Annotated in this window: 20 protein-coding genes; 4 read left to right on the top strand and 16 right to left on the bottom strand. The window is 39.3% G+C overall.

The features are described 5' to 3' along the window. Positions 1-76: 76 nt before the first annotated feature. The 3 genes from ADIARSV_RS21060 to ADIARSV_RS20525 form a co-directional block, all read right to left on the bottom strand. The gene (locus ADIARSV_RS21060) at positions 77-316 is read right to left on the bottom strand and encodes a hypothetical protein (protein WP_200864734.1); all 240 of its coding nucleotides are present in this window, start codon (positions 314-316) and stop codon (positions 77-79) included. Between the two features lie 139 nt (positions 317-455). Next, positions 456-662, bottom strand: coding sequence for a hypothetical protein (locus ADIARSV_RS21460; RefSeq protein WP_016195104.1), 207 nt, complete (start codon positions 660-662; stop codon positions 456-458). Positions 663-683: 21 nt separating this feature from the next. Next, on the bottom strand, positions 684-914 hold the full coding sequence (locus ADIARSV_RS20525; RefSeq protein ID WP_052016983.1) for a hypothetical protein: 231 nt from the start codon (positions 912-914) through the stop codon (positions 684-686). Positions 915-1,087: 173 nt separating this feature from the next. Between ADIARSV_RS20525 and ADIARSV_RS08735 the strand changes: the two genes are divergently transcribed. The 3 genes from ADIARSV_RS08735 (at position 1,088) to ADIARSV_RS08745 (ending at position 3,897) form a co-directional block, all read left to right on the top strand. Continuing rightward, positions 1,088-2,284 carry a GAF domain-containing sensor histidine kinase gene (locus ADIARSV_RS08735; protein ID WP_016195106.1) on the top strand — a complete coding sequence of 399 codons (1,197 nt, stop codon included), beginning with the start codon at positions 1,088-1,090 and terminating at the stop codon, positions 2,282-2,284. Positions 2,285-2,392: 108 nt separating this feature from the next. After that, a complete protein-coding gene (locus ADIARSV_RS08740) occupies positions 2,393-2,647 on the top strand; it encodes a DUF3072 domain-containing protein (protein WP_016195107.1) in 255 nt (84 codons plus the stop codon). A 137-nt stretch (positions 2,648-2,784) separates the two neighbouring features. Next, the gene (locus ADIARSV_RS08745) at positions 2,785-3,897 is read left to right on the top strand and encodes an acyltransferase family protein (RefSeq protein ID WP_016195108.1); all 1,113 of its coding nucleotides are present in this window, start codon (positions 2,785-2,787) and stop codon (positions 3,895-3,897) included. Between the two features lie 124 nt (positions 3,898-4,021). Here the strand turns inward: ADIARSV_RS08745 and ADIARSV_RS08750 are convergent, their stop codons facing one another. After that, positions 4,022-4,606, bottom strand: coding sequence for an HD domain-containing protein (locus tag ADIARSV_RS08750; RefSeq protein ID WP_016195109.1), 585 nt, complete (start codon positions 4,604-4,606; stop codon positions 4,022-4,024). A gap of 338 nt (positions 4,607-4,944) precedes the next feature. On the opposite strand from ADIARSV_RS08750, the gene ADIARSV_RS08755 reads away from it, so the two are divergent. Beyond that, a complete protein-coding gene (locus tag ADIARSV_RS08755) occupies positions 4,945-5,514 on the top strand; it encodes a hypothetical protein (protein ID WP_016195110.1) in 570 nt (189 codons plus the stop codon). Between the two features lie 743 nt (positions 5,515-6,257). Here the strand turns inward: ADIARSV_RS08755 and ADIARSV_RS08760 are convergent. The 12 genes from ADIARSV_RS08760 to pyrF form a co-directional block, all read right to left on the bottom strand. Continuing rightward, positions 6,258-6,980: a chloride channel protein gene (locus ADIARSV_RS08760; RefSeq protein ID WP_016195112.1), complete on the bottom strand. Its 723-nt coding sequence runs from the start codon at positions 6,978-6,980 to the stop codon at positions 6,258-6,260. 27 nt (positions 6,981-7,007) lie between these two features. Continuing rightward, entirely contained in the window at positions 7,008-7,601 is a 594-nt protein-coding gene (locus ADIARSV_RS08765; protein WP_016195113.1) for a dihydrofolate reductase family protein, read from the bottom strand. 91 nt (positions 7,602-7,692) lie between these two features. Next, entirely contained in the window at positions 7,693-8,661 is a 969-nt protein-coding gene (locus ADIARSV_RS08770) for a hypothetical protein (protein ID WP_016195114.1), read from the bottom strand. 345 nt (positions 8,662-9,006) lie between these two features. Continuing rightward, positions 9,007-9,297, bottom strand: a complete 291-nt coding sequence (locus ADIARSV_RS08775) for a hypothetical protein (protein WP_016195116.1) — start codon at positions 9,295-9,297, stop codon at positions 9,007-9,009. A gap of 41 nt (positions 9,298-9,338) precedes the next feature. Next, positions 9,339-9,644 (bottom strand): thioredoxin, encoded by a 306-nt coding sequence (gene trxA / locus ADIARSV_RS08780; protein ID WP_040299582.1) that lies wholly within the window; start codon positions 9,642-9,644, stop codon positions 9,339-9,341. A 53-nt stretch (positions 9,645-9,697) separates the two neighbouring features. Further along, on the bottom strand, positions 9,698-10,462 hold the full coding sequence (locus ADIARSV_RS08785; RefSeq protein ID WP_040299584.1) for an MBL fold metallo-hydrolase: 765 nt from the start codon (positions 10,460-10,462) through the stop codon (positions 9,698-9,700). Then, positions 10,459-10,734: a hypothetical protein gene (locus tag ADIARSV_RS08790; protein ID WP_016195119.1), complete on the bottom strand. Its 276-nt coding sequence runs from the start codon at positions 10,732-10,734 to the stop codon at positions 10,459-10,461. Before ADIARSV_RS08790 ends, ADIARSV_RS08785 begins: the two co-directional genes overlap by 4 nt. A gap of 13 nt (positions 10,735-10,747) precedes the next feature. After that, positions 10,748-11,395 (bottom strand): LolA family protein, encoded by a 648-nt coding sequence (locus ADIARSV_RS08795; protein ID WP_016195120.1) that lies wholly within the window; start codon positions 11,393-11,395, stop codon positions 10,748-10,750. Positions 11,396-11,468: 73 nt separating this feature from the next. Then, complete coding sequence (locus ADIARSV_RS08800; RefSeq protein ID WP_016195121.1) at positions 11,469-14,108, bottom strand: FtsK/SpoIIIE family DNA translocase; 2,640 nt, start codon at positions 14,106-14,108, stop codon at positions 11,469-11,471. 93 nt (positions 14,109-14,201) lie between these two features. Further along, positions 14,202-14,423, bottom strand: a complete 222-nt coding sequence (locus tag ADIARSV_RS08805) for a hypothetical protein (RefSeq protein ID WP_016195122.1) — start codon at positions 14,421-14,423, stop codon at positions 14,202-14,204. Position 14,424: 1 nt separating this feature from the next. Beyond that, entirely contained in the window at positions 14,425-15,702 is a 1,278-nt protein-coding gene (locus ADIARSV_RS08810) for a DUF2851 family protein (RefSeq protein WP_016195123.1), read from the bottom strand. Positions 15,703-15,745: 43 nt separating this feature from the next. Beyond that, positions 15,746-16,570 (bottom strand): orotidine-5'-phosphate decarboxylase, encoded by an 825-nt coding sequence (gene pyrF / locus ADIARSV_RS08815; RefSeq protein WP_016195124.1) that lies wholly within the window; start codon positions 16,568-16,570, stop codon positions 15,746-15,748. Positions 16,571-16,750: the final 180 nt, after the last annotated feature.

Genomic DNA, 16,750 nt, shown 5'->3' on the forward strand with positions numbered 1-16,750 from the left:
GTATGTTACCTTTAAGCAACAGCCAACTTAATCATTACGGATTAGCCGTTTTACTTAAAGCATAATCCCTCTTTAATCATACCTCTGGCACTGGTATAATACAAATATTCATAGAACGGGTATCCTTAGATAACATAGCTGACTGAGTCTCAATCTTAGTACCATCCTGACTCATCGTAGGATGTGGATGATCTGCCGCCGTCTCTTTATGACCTGTAGATAGCATGATCATCTCATGCGTTTGTCTGTCTATCAAATAAATACTTCGCGAAAAATCATCTCCAACAGCCCTTCTCTGGTCTGGGGATCCACTCACATGCCAAAGTCCGCTTCAGCAGGGAGTTTGCCCAGCAATCGTCATCTCGCGCGTACGCAGATTTACAACAGCCAGTCCCGTTGGTCTTTCTCTTGTGCCAGAAGGACCCTATGTGACTTCCTAACCCGGATTGGGTCCGTTAAAAGCTGTTTGCGGAGCAACATGACCACTTATACCAGGAATCTCCCGATGTCCCATAATCGCCATCGCCACTACATCTTTTTTGAAAAGGTACAGAAACCACATATTTTATTGCACCGGTCTTCACTTGCATACCTGCAATTCCTGCAGGTCCTGCACCCATCTTACAAGGACCGAAAGCACTTTCTAATTTTGTTCCCGGCAACAAATGTTTTGCAGCCTCCTCTTAACCAACTCTAAAATAGGCCCATTCCTCATCTCCATCAAATGCCATATCACCCCCTGCACCCAATTCAACAGGTGTAACACCACAAACCCTTTGATAAACCGAAGCTGGTTTCAAGGATTTTGCTTCTGCTAATATCACTGTACAACTAATGATTGCAAGTAGTAAACTCTTAAAAAGGTTCACATTGATATGTAACTGATAACAAATGGTTAGCCATATATACCTCATTCGCTCTCTCCAATATGTAATTTATATGATATAGCAAAAATTAAAATTTCAATAAATCCAATCACAGAATTAAACAATTTTGGTACAAAATAGTACCCCAAAGCAAATTTGATTCAAAAAACGAGTAATTTAACTCACTATTACTTTTTAACCCAAATAAATAGGTCCATTTAATGATCAAGTTTGACAAAAAAATTCAAGAAGAGATTGAGGAGATAAACCATAATCCTGCGATAATAAATATTCTGGAGGTTATTTGTCAGACCACAGGAATGGGATTTGCTGTCGTAGCCAGAGTTACTGAAAAAAGGTGGATTGCCCTCGCAGTGAAAGATAATATAAACTTCGGTTTAACATCAGGAGGCGAATTAAATATCAATACCACAATATGTAACGAAATTTTAAAACACCATGAGCCTGTTGTAGTTGATAATTTCGAAGAGGATGAAATGTATAAATGCCATCAAACTCCTCTTATCTATGGACTTAAAAGTTATATCTCCTTTCCTATATTTCTAAAAAATGGTGATTTTTTTGGAACATTATGCGCTATCGACCCTAATCCGGCAAAAGTAAAAACCGCACAAGTTAGGGGCATGTTTAATTTATTCACCGATCTTATTTCATTCCATCTAAATGCCATGGAAGAAATCAGAGTGTCACAAATTAAATTAGAAGAAGAAAGGAAAGAAGCCAAATTCAGGGAACAGTTCATAGCCATTTTAGGTCACGATCTAAGGAATCCTGTAGGGGCGATCAATAGCGCTGTTCAATTACAACTGAGACTTCCTCTTGATGAACGCACCTTTAAATTAGCTAAAATAATACAGGATTCATCTAAACGGACAATAGGACTAATTAACACGATGCTTGACTTAGCGCAAGGGAAGTTAGGCAGAGGAATAGCTTTAAACTATACCGCCGGCAAAAAACTTGAGAATACTTTAAATGAAGTAATTACAGAACTAAGAACGATCTCGCCAGATCGGGTAATTGAGGTAGAAATGAATTTGAAGGAAGAAATCAGATGCGACCATAAAAGGGTTGCCCAATTATTTTCCAATGTCTTAGGAAATGCACTTACCCATGGTGCGAAAGATCAGCCAGTTGTAATTCGTGCGTTAAGCAATGAAAAAGGTTTCGAATTAATTGTTACAAACCCTGGCACAAAGATTCCTGAGGAAACAATGAACAACCTATTCAAACCATTTTCAAGAGGAGAGATCACTTCTAGACACGAAGGTTTAGGATTAGGACTATATATTGCATCCGAAATCGCTCGCGCCCACCATGGAAAGCTTGAAGCTAAATCTAATGATGAATATACATCCATGACCTTTAGCATCGAAAAAAACAACATATTTACTTAAAACGCATGTTCATATTTGCGAATATTTTTTCCTTACAGACATATACAAACAATGCCTAATTATCTCTGTTTATCATCTAAATTTTATATCTACCGATACTGAAAGCATATGATAAATAAAGAAGATGAACTGTTCAACGAACAGAAAAATGAGGAAAATCCGAATGCAGATTTAAAAGGGTCAAACACCATTAAGGACCCTGATGAATGGACTACTGGAAGTGAACCTATGACCGGGGCGCAACATTCTTATCTTAAGACACTTTCTGATGAAGCAGGTGAGGATTTTGATGAGACATTAAGCAAATCTGAAGCGTCGAAACGTATAGATGAATTACAGCATAAAACAGGAAGAGGGCTGTAGGTTATCCCGGTGGAGAAAGCTATCTCCACCCAATTACTTTACTCCAATTTTGATTGAGTCATTAATTTAGATACCTTGGGCATCAGTGAATCTGGCTTTATCGCCACATTAAACTTAATCCTACAGGATCTACATTAATGGATACGAACAAAACCACTGCAACAATCCTGCAATCAAAACAGCATTTTGAAATTCTAGACGGATTAAGGGGAATTGCCGCCTTGGCCATTGTAACGTTCCATTTTATGGAATGGATTTATACCGATGCCAGCACGAACTTTATAGGACACGGCTTTTTAGCTGTCGATTTCTTCTTCTGCCTTTCCGGATTCGTAATCGGATATGCCTATGACGATCGTATAGCCAAAATGGGCGTGCTCAAGTTTTTCATATCAAGGATCATCAGACTACATCCGCTCGTGATAGCAGGATCGGTATTAGGCCTCCTGGCATTTTTATTCGACCCCTTTGGCGGCCATCTCGAATTATATAGTACGGGTAAAATTATTTTGACTTTTTTTTGTTCCATACTGCTTATTCCTTTACCTGTAATAGCAGATCGTGGCTTTAACCTGTTCAGCTTCAATGCACCTGCATGGTCACTATTTTGGGAATACATAGCCAATATTGTTTACGCATTTGTGCTTTATCGAATTGGCCGTAACCTTTTGCTGCTGTTAACCATACTCTCAGCCCTGGCTATTTGCTTTGTAGTTTACCGTTCCGGTAATTTATTAGGCGGCTGGAGTGGCCCAACCTTTTGGGACGGAAGCGCCCGCATATCATACTCTTTTCTAGCAGGATTGCTTATTTATCGTTCCAACTGGATCATCAAAAACAAACTAGGATTTATAGGACTTTCAACATTGCTGTTCCTGGCCTTTATAATGCCATTCTCAAAATGGAACTGGTTATCCGAACCTTTGGTAGTACTGTTATACTTTCCCTTACTGATAGCTTTAGGCGCAGGGGCTATGTTAAAACCAGGCTTAAAAAAGCTTTGCATATTTTCGGGAAAGATCTCCTACCCCTTGTACATGACTCACTATGCCGTATTATGGATATTCGGTAATTATTACACCAGTCATAAGCCGGGCACTATGCAATTGACTTTCATCATCATATCAGGGCTAATCCTGTTGGTTGGAGCCGCTTACCTGGTAATAGTAATTTACGATATCCCCCTAAGGAAATACTTAAGCAATAAACGGAATGAAAGATTTGTCAAACAAAAAGCTGGCGGTCTTTAAATTTTACTATTAATAAATGTCAAACGACCATAAGTTCGAAAGTTTATCTCGCTTACACTATTCGAAAAGAAGAGGTCGACATCATCCTGAAACTCTGCAATTAAATGATATTTGTCCTAATACATCATTTTTCAAGAATTCCCTTTTCTACACTTTCTTCCAGCAAATTCTCAGCAAACTTCCAAATGGATTCCGAACCATTTTTGATAACTACCTTTTTATCATAGACTTGCTGGTATTTAACATTATATTCTTTCCAGGTTCCACCATCATTGGAGGTGTTCTGCAAAAGTGGTTCAAAACGATCCATAGATCTTGCAAATTTCGCCTCTTCAGTAATCCCATCTTCAAATTCCAACCAGATTGCTATAAATTCTTCTGCTTGTTCTGCTGGTAAAAGTCCAAAAATCCGTTGTGCCGCTAAAAATTCTTGCTCTGTATTTGTATGACTTTTAGTTGTGTCATAAAGGAATGTGTCACCTGCATCGATTTCTACTATGTCATGGATCAAAACCATTTTCAAAACTTTAAGTACGTTAATCGGCTTATTTGCATGCTCGGCTAAAACAATAGTCATCATTGCTAAATGCCAACTATGCTCTGCGTCATTTTCGCATCTATCACTATTAAATAACTTAGTTTTACGTTGAATATATTTTAATTTGTCGATCTCCTTAATGAAGTTCACTTGACTTAATAAATTGTTCATTTGTATTAATTTACATGTAAGACCCTTACGTCATGTACTAAATAGCATTTTATTCGACCGTAAATATAACCACAAAACATGATTTCAATCATCTTCAAATCTCAGTCTATGGTCGAAATAACCCTTTATGATTCTATATTCAGGGACAAGACTATTTCTCCGTCAGTAGTTTTATAGACAAATACTCTGATAGCCCTAGGTCGGCAGTCATTTGATAATCATTGCTTTGTTAAGGTAAAATAATATTTTTTTCGTTCTTTTATCTGCTAATTCAGTAGTGTGCAAATAAATTATCACAATATCAGATTAATGGAAATACTTGGTTTTAAAATATATCTATGAAAAATATATCTAAAGCGCAACTATGGGACTACTTTATTTTAATAGCGAGAATATGGTTGGCGCTTACCTTGTTAAGATATGGTTATTCTAAACTTATAGACGGACAGTTTGGAGTAAGTAAATCGACTATGAATTTACCATTAAAAGAAGTTGGTTTATTCAATCTATCATGGTATCTGGCGGATCATGAACCTTTCAAATCTTTTATAGGAATCTCTCAAATGATAGTGGGAGCCTTGCTTGTTTATAATCGTACTGTTATCTTAGGTGCATTTATGGCTATCCCAATCTGGATTAATATACTTATTTGGGATATGACGTTCATGGGACTTTATACCGGATTTACTATAAGAATTCCATTTTATTTACTATTGACTTTTTTGGTTCTTTGGCATTATAAGGAAAAAGTTTTACCAGCAATTCAAAATTTTACCAATGGTACAACAACAAGGTTTAAATATCCCTTTTGGGCATATTTACTTTTGCCAATTTTAGGCTTGCTTCTTGAATTGATAGGTGGAATCCCTATTGCCTTAATAAGCCTACTTAAACGATTAATTGAATAACCTACTTAATCTAAGGCAAATACCTATAAATTTCAAAAAGGACTGAGTTATAGAGAACAGGACCATCGTTTATTCAAAGTGCTCAATTTTATTTGTTCATGGCCGATATTGATATGTATAACCTAAACTTATCCTTTTTTTCAAAGTAGAATATTGTAATTTATTAAATACCTGATAAGAAAGATAAGTAAAATACCCTGGGCTGTAATACAACTTAAACCAGCCATGAGCTTTCTCACTGTTAAGATAATCTTTGAGGTATGACCAAGTCGCTATTCCATAACTATCTTCAGTTTCTTCCTGCGAATCATTAAAAGCTTAACCTTTAGCAATTAAAAATCCGTTTACATATTCAAGAACTCTGAAACGTAGGTTTACAAGTTGATCAAATGTTAAATACTGAGCTTTTGACGAAAAGGATAGAACAATAAAAAAAATAGCGAGTCTGACTTTTTCATTTGTCTGATAAGTTTTTTAAAGATAAGAGAAGTTCGATTACTCCTAGTTTTATAATTCAGGTATCAACAAAACAGTACCAGTTTGCATTGTGAATTTTTATATATCTTATAGATTTTTCAATTACAATAAAGCTTATTTCTTTATTTTAATAGGACTTGCCATCCTCTTGTTATTTTTTATCTGGAATCATAAGATCATTAATAGTTGACAGAAGTGATTATTTATCCCACAGCAAAGAGCTCGATTAAAACAATGTTTAAAATGATTGTATTTAATTAGTAGCCTTACAGCAAACTATCATTACTTTTTTCTCTTCTTAATTGAGCTTGAATTAATGGTAATTTTGGTGCAAGAAAATATCCTGTTAAACTGGCAAATATCACAGGAACAATATTGTGAAGACCGGTCATTGCTGCCAGTAAAATGATAATACTTACTGGTGTTCGCGTTACACAAGCATTTAATGATGCCATGCAGCATACTGTAATTAAGGCTAAGTTTTGTCCTGGAAACAACTGAAAAATTATTAATCCTAAAACGGTACCTGCAAATAATAAGGGTATGATAAAGCCACCTCTCCAGCCAGCTGTGACTGTGACGGCAATAGCTATGAGCTTGAATAATAGCAAGACACATAAAAACTGTAAAGTAAAAGTGCTTTTAAGTACCTCTGTTAACTGCTCATGTCCAAAATATCGGGTGAGCGGGATATAATAAGATATGATCCCCAGTACAAATCCCCCAATTGTTAGTCGCAAATAAATAGCCAGGTTCAACCTCTTAAAAACAAGCTTAAAGTTTCTGACAAACAGGATAAAGATCCATCCTATAGCTGCGCCAGCTAATGAGTAAGCAACGGCATAAAAGATGTCACCAACTTTAGGATTTGTATAAGCAGGAAAATTCCATGTAGGTCCCAGATTGAGATGCGTGATCAACACAAAAACCAGGTAACTGGCACAACTAGCCACAAGTGCAGGTATAAAAGCTTTATAATACCGTGTCACATGCTTATGGTCCAATATCTTTCCTAGTCACTTGGCAGATAAAATCGGTCCAACGTATTGATAAGTGTTTACTAATACGCCTGTGGGCAAGGTCTTTGTACTGACAAGAGTGAGTTCGCGTGGGGCAACGTTGTCCGAAAAGAAGCGTATGCCCAGGCCTAGCAAGACTGGGTAGACGAATAGCACAACCTCGTCAACCAGTCCTTGCTCAAGCAAAACCGATGTCAATGTTGAACTTCCCCAGACAATCAGATCCGGACCGTCCATCGACTTGATGCTACGAATACCCTCTAGAATGTCCGCACCCAGATCCCCTACTGGACCCCATTCGAGGCTGTCAGGTCTGTGGGTTGCGACATACTTCGTGGCAGCATTAAGACTGTTCGCTAGCGGACTATTCCCGGCCTTCGGCCAGTACCCGGACCAGAGATCATAGGTACGACGTCCAAGCAACAAATCGAAGATGCTACCATGTGACTCTATAACAGACTCTAACCCAGCTGGGCTTCTATACGGTTCTGTCCATCCGCCATGCACAAAATCATCGTCCTCTTCATCCCTAGCGCTAGGCGAGATTACGCCGTCAAGCGAAATATGCTCCATGATTCTAATCTTTCTCATTTTTTCTACAGGTATAATGTTAGTACGAAGTTAGAATAGATACGGTACATGGGTGAGGGGCAAAAGTGACAAATATAAGGCCATTTTGCGCCTAACCCTTCTTATTAAAAAACACCCGCTTATGTAAAGTAACATCAGGAACCACTTCCTTAACTCTAGTACTTTTGCTGATTGAACCGACCTGTTTATCTATACTGGTTGAGAGCCCCAGCCTCAGTGAATTACCCTTATAAAACATTTCAGAGATCTTCTCTTCCCTCCCCGGATATGAAGAGGGTTGCATATTAACCTCTTTTATAGGGTAATCAGAAGCCTTTTCAGATTGAAATGAACCAATTATCGCGCAGGGACTGAACGCGGCACTATTCAGCAAGACACTTTCATTGGTTTGGCTAATAGTGGAATAAAGCATCACCGACATACTTACCAATGCCAGACAATCCTCTGGTACTGACTCAGTAAAACTAACCACCTGCCCTTCAAAAATTTGATACCCTTCCAGATCGACATCCTGATACCCCAAATTTTCATAATACTCTTCCCTGAAGTTAAAAGCCACCAACATTAGCCTTAAACGATGTTTCATATAGGCTCCACTCACCCCTTTAGGCCTTTTAATCCCTGTTCTAGTGTCTAAAGAACCCAAAGTAACACGAACCAACCCTTCAGCATTTTTACTTACTGAGTGCCCCATCTGCAGCACATCAGCCAGCTTACTGTTGGCATTAAAGTCCAGTCCCTCAATTAAAGACAAATCCCCATCATGCAAATCCCTTCTCCCCTTCTCTCCACTCACATTATTCAATATTGACCGGTACACCATTTGCGTACTCCTATAAGCTGCCGTCCCATCCTTAAAAAAATAAGCCGGTTCAAATGCAGCCCTAATAACCGCTGCCGCAGAACTCGAAATTCCAAACTCAGTAGCACTCCTTTTAGTCTTTTCAGTCTGCTTAAATGCTTTTGCTTTACCCTGAATAATGGTCTTACCCCGGTACTCCCGGTAAATCACCGAACCTGCAGTTCCATGTACCATTCCTTTCTTATATATAGTTGCCATAATCTTTCATTTATTCACACAAAGAAATGACTAAAGATTCCAAAGAATGAAAGAAAGGCTAAATATTCTCAAATCTTCCATTAAACAACACGAAACGACATGAATTACCAATAAAGAGTTTTAAGAGAAGGCTTACTCAAAACCTCAAAGGGAAAAACAACAGGACAAGAGACACCCTGAAACTTATTCAAAGCAAAAATCAGCTCATAAAAATCCCTCATAAGTCCGACTTCAACACATGTAAGTTGGACTCATACCCGATTCATATTGCTAAAATACTAGATGAAAAAACACAAAGGTTATAATTAGTTCAGCAGATCTACTCGAAGAATCACATGCAATTATTTACCGAGGATCTTCCGCCAAGATCTCCATTTTAGGATTTCGAAGGTATTCTGCATACCATCTGATGGCCTCAATAACCAACAGAGGATCATTGCCATCATATTCTGTTGTTTCAAATGCAAGAAGATCACCATTATCATTGGCATAAAACTGGAGTTCGTCTTCCTGTGGATCAAATTTATCTGTACCCAGACAGTATACCCTTATTCTTAGCGATCCGTCACGATGCCTTATAACATCCTGGCAATTGTTATGAGGGTCTTTTACCAATAGAAATACTGAATGATCCATACTATATAAATACGGAATTACCCGCGATGTTTTAAAAAAATTTAAGTGTGCTGATTTATAACTTGTTGCAATTGAACACTGGTCAACACACCAGACTGCCTCCATTTTATTTCCCCATTTTTAAACAAGATCAGCGTTGGAACGCCTTGTACGTTATATGCTTGCGCTGCTGCCGGGTTTTTATCTACATCTATTTTAATGATGGTTACGGTGTCCTCTAAAACGGACTTGAGTTCGCTGAGAATGGGCGACATCATTTTGCATGGCCCACACCAATCAGCAGAAAAATCTACCAGCGTGGGTTTATCCGAGTGTATAATATCTGAAAAACTTGGTCTTGTGCTCATAATATTAATTTTATAAGTAACACCTGAGATACCTCCCTGGTTTAAAATATAGACTAAATTTTTATTTGCAAGCCATCATAAGCGATAAAGATCCCTTCCGGCAGCTCTTTGCTTACGTCCGCATGTTTACCCATAGTATGACTAAGATGAGTAAAGTACGTCCGCTCTGCCCCTATTTCCTGTGCTAATGTTATGGCTTCACTAAGGGTCAGGTGTGAAATATGCGACCCTTTTTGCAATGCATTCAATACCAACACCTTCGTACCTCTTATTTTTGCTTTCTCCGTTTCCGAAATAGTCTTTGCGTCTGTAATATACGTAAAATCTTCAAAACGGAAGCCTAAGACAGGTAGCATATAATGCATCGACTCTATGGGAATGATTGTTTCACCTGCTGCAACAAAAGGTTGATCTTTACTGATATCATGCAGGTTAAGCAAAGGAATCCCGGGGTACTTCTTTTCAGTGAATACATAATGGAACTCACGCTTTAGTGATTCCTGCACCCTTGGATGGGCATAAATGTCCATCGCCCGGTGTTGCATGTGATTGAACGCCCTCACATCATCCAGACCTGCTGTATGATCTTTGTGCTCATGGGTAAACAGGACTGCATCGAGCCTCATTACCTTCGCACGCAACATCTGATAGCGAAAATCGGGACCAGTGTCTACAACAATATTCTTTCCATTAGTTTCTACCATCACAGAGCTGCGCAAACGGTTATCCTTCGGGTCTGCTGAAGTGCATACCGCGCATTGACATCCGATTACCGGCACGCCTTGAGAGGTCCCTGTTCCTAAAAATGTAACGATCACAGCTGTAAAGTAAATTGTTTCAATGTGTAAAGAAACTGTTTTTGTTTATCATTCAGCGCATTTTCGTCTAAAGGAATTTGCAATAACAATTGGGACAGTTCATTAATTTTACTCTCCAATGTGGAGAAGCGATTAATTACAATCACCTTGTTCTGATCTAACACACATGCGGCAGTTTTAAAATTCCCCTTTTCATACCGCACTTTATATTGCTGGTCTTTCAGTACCGATTCAAGCTTTTCCAGTGTATGTTTCGTGTAAGTGATTGGCATTCTGTTGCTTTTGTTACCGTAAATCTACAACTTCTACTCCGGGATAACTCTGTGGATTGAATGAAAATATAGATTCTGAAATTTTTACCGGTAAAAGTGATTTGATCAGGTAGCTATAACGGCTTCCGTTTTTGTCAAATATCATCGCCTTATAAATTTGCTTATTCAGCTTATCAATGGTAAGTCTGATCTTGAAAAAATTGTTTCCTGAAGCGGTTGGAGTAAGATCAATGACATTATAGACTCTTGCATTTTCCTTAATATCGGGCATGGATACGTATTTATACCCCTTTTCATAGATCGTAAAGATCTTAGCGGGGTTAATGGAATTGCTGCTATTGTCTACATTACTCAGGTTGACTTCCTTATCCTGTTTCAGATAGGTCCACTGACTTTTTCCATCACTGATCATATCCTGTGTAGAGGTAATAATTTTAAATTTATTGCTTTTTGATTTTGTATAAAGCGTGCCTGACTCGGTTTGCTTGATTTTGCTTTGCGGATTTTCTATGGTGTAACTAAAGTTTGCTTTGATAATATTGTAAGCGGAATATTTTTTACTTACAGCGGCAAGGATTGCCTTTGCTTTTGGATCTGTTTGAGCACTGCTTATAGCCGATATGGAAAAGAGAATTAGGATTGTGAAGAGTAATTTTTTCATGTGTTGTTTTTTACAAATCCTGCCTGATGAAGGCGGGTATTGGTATAGACTTTATTTGGAGCGAATAGTTTAGTTATTTTTTCAGGTTTTCGAGAAAGCTCTCCAGTGCATAGTCATCCGGAAGTCGTACCTCACGGGCTTTACTTCCTTCAAATGGTCCTACCACACCTGCTGCTTCCAGCTGATCGATGATTCTTCCGGCACGGTTATACCCTAATTTAAGCTTGCGCTGGATCAATGAGGTTGATCCCTGCTGATGCATCACGATAAGTCTGGCTGCGTCTTCAAACAGTGGATCACGGTCGCTGGCGTCAAAGTCCTTGATACTTCCTCCATCACCGCTTTCATCTACATATTCGGGTAACATCCACGCGGAGTCGTAACCGCGTTGTCCACCGATGAAATCAGAGATGCGTTCTACTTCCGGGGTGTCTACAAAGGCACACTGTAACCTGATCAGTTCGCTACCTGTGGATAAAAGCATATCGCCTCGTCCGATTAACTGGTCTGCTCCTCCTGAATCAAGTATGGTACGGGAGTCAATCTTTGAAAGTACCCTAAAGGCTAAACGGGCAGGGAAATTGGCTTTAATCGTACCGGTAATAATATTTACGGATGGACGCTGTGTGGCAATGATTAAATGGATCCCTACGGCACGGGCTAGCTGTGCTAAACGCGCTATAGGGGTCTCTACTTCTTTTCCGGCAGTCATCATCAGATCGGCAAACTCATCAATGATCAGCACGATAAAAGGCATAAATCGATGGCCTTCTTCGGGATTCAGCTTACGGTTGACGAACTTATGATTGTATTCCTTGAGGTTACGCACCTGGCCGTTTTTTAGCAGGTCGTAACGCAAATCCATTTCAATACAAAGTGAATTTAATGTATTAATTACCTTTTTAGTATCAGTAATGATGGCATCTTCTTCTCCGGGAAGTTTAGCCAGGAAATGTCGTTCTATTTTACGGAACAGGGTAAGCTCTACTTTTTTAGGATCGACCAACACAAACTTCAGCTGTGAGGGATGCATTTTATAGAGAAGTGAAACGAGGATCGCATTGATACCGACCGACTTACCTTGTCCGGTTGCTCCTGCTACCAGTAAATGGGGCATTTTAGCTAAATCGGCAATGTACACTTCATTGGAAATCGTTTTCCCTAAAGCAATGGGAAGATCCATGGTTGTATTCTGGAACTTCTCGGTATTCATGATGGAGCGCATAGGCACCATCTCGGGATTCTGGTTGGGCACTTCTATACCAATTGTTCCTTTTCCAGGCATTGGGGCAATGATACGGATGCCTAAAGCAGCCAGACTAAGTGCGATATCGTCTTCCAGGTTTTTGATCTTGGAAATCCGGACGCCTGGAGCTGGAATGATCTCATAAAGGGTGACTGTAGGGCCAATGGTTGCCTTAATCTTATCAATCTCGATATTGTAATGATTCAGCGTTTCGACAATTTTGTTTTTGTTGGCTTCCAGCTCATCTGCATCCACTGATATTTTATTGGACTTATAGTTCTCCAGCAGGTCGAGTGTAGGGTATTTATAGGAGGACAGGTCGAGCTTCGGATCATATTGTCCGAATTTTTCCACCAGGTTATCAGCAGTTTTTTCTTCTTCTGTTTTGACTACCGTAAATGCAGGCTGTGGTTTTTCTTCCGCTTCCTTTGGTTCCTCGTTGCGTTGCACATTTAAAGGAATAGCAGATGCGACAACAGCGGCAAGTGGTGCTGCAGCTGATGCAGCTGCGGATGCTACAGCTGGGATTGTTTCAAATGGAATAGTTACCCTGGGTACGAGCGGCTTAGCCTCAACAGGTGCTTCGTATTCTAAAGGTTTTGTAATGCGCTCCTGTTGTAAAGGTAAATCAGTTGCTCCCTCTTCGGGCTTTTGCTGATCGCGATTCAGGCGACTTCTGCGGTTTGCAAGCGGAAATTCCACTGCCTCACTCCTATATTCTTCTTCAATATCAGGGTCTCCAACCAGAACAGGTTCAATGTCGTGGATCTTTTTCTCTCTTTCAGGGATCTTAAAGTCTATATTATAGGCAATGATCAGGGCCGTTAATGCAGCAAAACCTAATAAGCCTGCTATACCAGAATTACCAATCTCGCTTTGCAGTAAACGATTCGTCCAAAAGCCAAACTCTCCTTCGAGATAATGTGGGTAATCGGAAGTGAAACTATGAAAGAAGGCTAATGTAACGGAGATGAAGATCAGCAGAAAAAAGGAATATCCTAATGATTTGACCAATGGTAAGATCTGCACCTTAAATAATAGGCGATAACCGATAATGAAAAGGATGCCTATAAAGATGAAGGATGATATGCCAAACCATTGGTAGATAAACTGATCGGATAATAGTGCACCCAATCGGCCTAGCCAGTTTTCGACAGGTAATTGCTGAGGTCCTGCAAGAAGAACGCCATCAGTATGTCCGAAAAGTTTATTCCATCCCCCATTTGGTCCCGAAACATAACTCTGATCGTCCTGCCATGTAAAAAGGTAGGAACTAAAGGCGATTAGAAAGTAAATAGATAGGATTAAGAAAAATAAGCCCACAATTTTAATCAGTCTGCCGTTATTAAACGTAAACTGGGGTAAGGTTTCGGTTCTATCTTTTGATAAACGCTCCTTTGCGGTAGTTTTTATCTTGCCCTCTTCCCTAAATGTATTTGATCTGAACTGATTTCCTTTTACCGGCATTTGTAAGCGGTTTTAACCGTTCAAATATATGAAAGATATTATTTTTAAAAATAAGGTATTCGCAAATGGGTTGTGGTGAAAGCGGGTGTTGGACTAAAAATCCCAGATCCGGGTACGGATCCGCTTCATATAAGTCCTGATACCCAGTACAAAAACCGCCAGAAAATAAAATATGATTGGAAAACCTACTGCTAAAAAAGAGGAATAAATAAAAAATAAACGAATTTTGGAAATAGACATATCAAACTTTTCCCCAAGGTAGGTGGATACTCCAAATGAATATCGCTCAAAAAAGGTTAGTATACGTTGTATCATTTTAAGCGGAATTAATAATTCTTGCTCCGATTGCACAATTTAAGCATTTTTTTCTATCACAATATATTTTTTTTAATTGAAGTAATGCTTGTGAGCTATCGGCACCTAAAGCTTTTACTCCTAATTGTCTATAACGCAATATAATATGATTTGTTTCAGCTGGAATATTTTCTAACAAATCTAAGGCACGGTTGCTGATTTCTTCATTGGAAATGTACTTACCGTAACTAAAGAGCAGGACCGATACCGTGTTGATTAAAATATTGACAATGGATTCTTTGCCTAGTGAAAGGGCTCCGGGACGGCAGCTTTTACCTGGTTTATTATGCGTTTGCCAATAAGGGCTCACGTTTACAGAACTGAAAAGCGCTTTAATTTCCTTTGCATCCCGGGCATCAAGCAACTTTGAAAATAATTGAGTGGAATGATGAAGCAAGGCGGCAAACTGCGATAAACGGATAGCGGGGAAATTTTGTGGCCGTAACCTGAGGTATTTCCACAAATAAGAGTCGATAGGATGCAGCTGATATTTATGCTTCAGATACTGGTATTCCTTTTGGAGCGTGCCGATATATTCATCCTCTGCTGGTTCTTCTAAGAAGCCGGCTTGTCCAAAGATTAAAGCTTCGAGCTGAAAGGGGCTTGTTTTATGCCTTTCCAGAATCTTTGAGGTTAAGGAGCGGGCTACGAGTTCGAAGGGCAGTGCATTGAGTTTAAATCCGAAGTTACGGGCAAGCAGGACATAGAAAGTCTGACTCCAATCGCCCTTATTTTCTTCCAGAAGCGTATATACGGCATTTGATTTTTCCTCCAGTCGCTCGGCAAGCATGCGCTGCAAACAACTTTGAACATGTACAGGATCTACCAAGGCCAACTGTTTTTCGCAAGGGATCCAGGTCATGTTCTCAATAAGGAGGTGGTACCGGCTTTCTATATTTTCGTTGATATAGGGTTTAATCTCAAGTACGGATGGCTCTGTGCCGTCTTCACGGAATGCGTTGCAGTCGTTTTCGTATACCACATGGAGAATAACATTGTTATAGGCCTTGTCACGGGTATGCTCATGGCGCTCCCAGTCGGAGGTCCTGATATGTATTTCGGCACTGCCCACCCATGTGGTACTGCCGATCCTGACGTGTACGTCAACGAAATCAGGACCGGCATGGCTATTAGATAATCCTGGAGAAATAATTTCTATAGTTTCTCCTTTTGTTGTACAGAGCAGTTTTTGATTAAACAACCTGTATTTCCAGACAAAATTGATAAAGTCTTCATTCATATTGCTATCGGCTATATTTTATTTATAGCAGAAAACGCAGCACTTACATCGCTTCAAGTATAATCGCCATTTCATTTTGAACCTTACGTGCTTCCTCACGTGCAGCCTGGGCGAAATCATGTCCGGAGGATGCATATATCACAGCACGTGATGAGTTAATGAGTAATCCGCAATCTTTATTCATTCCATATTTACAAACGTCCGCTAGGCTACCACCCTGAGCACCAACACCCGGAACGAGTAGAAAGTGATTTGGTGCGTGTTTCCTGATCGTTAAAAAGGCATCGCCTCTTGTTGCGCCTACCACGAACATGATATTTTCATTACTTCCCCAATCTGCTGCCTTTTGAATCACTTTTTCAAAGAGCTTATTTTCAGGATCTGCCTGCAGAAATTGGAAGTCCTTGCTGCCTTCATTAGAGGTAAGGGCAAGTATGATGGCCCATTTATCTTTAAATTTCAGAAAAGGTTTAACAGAATCAGTCCCCATATAGGGTGCTACCGTAACGGAATCGAAGCTCATTCCGGAGGATTCCTGGTCAAAAAATGCCTTTGCATACATCTCAGAGGTGTTGCCTATATCGCCCCGTTTGGCATCTGCAATACTAAAGGTGTCTTTAGGCAGGTAATTCCAGGTGTCAATCAGACTTTTCCATCCGGCCAATCCACGACTTTCATAAAATGCGGTGTTTATTTTATAGGATACGCAATATTCTTTTGTTGCGTCAATGATCTGTTTATTAAATTCGAATACCGGGTCTTCGGTATCCAGAAGATGTGCTGGTATTTTGGTAATATCGGTATCGAGACCTATACAAAGGAAAGATTTCTTTAGACGGATCTGCTCAATTAGCTTTTTACGGTTCATAGTATGAATATCCCTCAAAGTAACCAAATAAGTCAAGGGCTTTAAAATTTTTTTTACTATTTTTTTGTTTTTACCAATTTATTGATTTAGAATTGTGCTTTATCTCTAAAAAAGCAATCCCCTCTTCATCAAGAAAATTCATTAAGTCTTCTTTGCACATGTGATTTTCTCTTATGATTG

The sequence above is a fragment of the Arcticibacter svalbardensis MN12-7 genome, assembly GCF_000403135.1.
Classification (GTDB): Bacteria; Bacteroidota; Bacteroidia; order Sphingobacteriales; family Sphingobacteriaceae; genus Arcticibacter; species Arcticibacter svalbardensis.